General features: G+C 41.6%; 1 protein-coding gene. It reads left to right on the top strand.

The window, feature by feature from the left end:
- Positions 1–1107: elongation factor Tu (gene tuf / locus H4J39_RS08540; RefSeq protein ID WP_182227400.1), on the top strand; the 1107-nt coding region annotated here is incomplete at its 5' end.
- Positions 1108–1177 lie beyond the last annotated feature (70 nt).

Genomic DNA, 1177 nt, shown 5'->3' on the forward strand with positions numbered 1-1177 from the left:
ACTTTAACAGCTGCTATCTCTGCAGTATTAACTAAAGTACACGGTGGTGAAGTTAAAGATTTCGCACAAATCGATAATGCTCCTGAAGAGCGTGAGCGTGGTATTACAATCAATACTTCTCACATCGAGTACGATACAGAAGCTCGTCACTACGCACACGTAGATTGTCCTGGTCACGCCGATTACATCAAAAACATGATCACTGGTGCTGCACAAATGGATGGCGCTATCTTAGTAGTTGCTGCTACAGATGGTCCTATGCCACAAACACGTGAGCACATCTTGTTATCACGTCAAGTTGGTGTTCCATATATCATCGTATTCATGAACAAATGTGATGTTGTAGACGATGAAGAATTATTAGAATTAGTTGAAATGGAAATTCGTGAACTTCTTAGCGAATATGATTTCCCAGGTGATGATTTACCAGTAATTCAAGGTTCAGCTTTATGTGCCCTTCAAGGTGACGAAAAGTGGGAAGCTAAAATAATCGAACTTGCTGACCAACTTGATAACTACATTCCAGAGCCAGAGCGTGCAATCGACGGAGCATTCATCATGCCTATCGAAGATGTATTCTCAATTGCTGGTCGTGGTACTGTTGTTACAGGTCGTGTTGAACGCGGTATCATCAAAATTGGTGAAGAAGTAGAAGTTGTTGGTATCCGTGATACTCAAAAATCTACTTGTACTGGTGTTGAAATGTTCCGCAAGCTTCTTGACGAAGGTCGTGCTGGCGAGAACTGTGGTGTACTTTTACGTGGTCTTAAGCGTGAAGATGTAGAACGTGGTCAAGTATTATGTAAGCCTGGTTCAATTTCACCTCATACAAAATTCGAATCAGAAGTATACGTGTTATCTAAAGATGAAGGTGGTCGTCATACGCCATTCTTTAAAGGATACCGTCCACAGTTTTACTTCCGTACAACAGATATCACAGGTGCTGTAGAGCTTCCTGAAGGTGTTGAAATGGTAATGCCTGGCGACAACTTGAAATTTGTTGTAGAGCTTATCAACCCAGTAGCGATGGACGAAGGTTTACGCTTCGCTATCCGTGAAGGTGGTCGTACAGTTGGTGCTGGTGTTGTATCTAAAATCATTGACTAGTTCCTGATTTTAGTTCTCACGAGAACTGAGAAAAAGACGCTTCGGCGTCTTTTTTTATGTCTAAAATTTG

The sequence above is a fragment of the Colwellia sp. Bg11-12 genome (genome assembly GCF_014076955.1).
Classification (GTDB): Bacteria; Pseudomonadota; Gammaproteobacteria; order Enterobacterales; family Alteromonadaceae; genus Colwellia_A.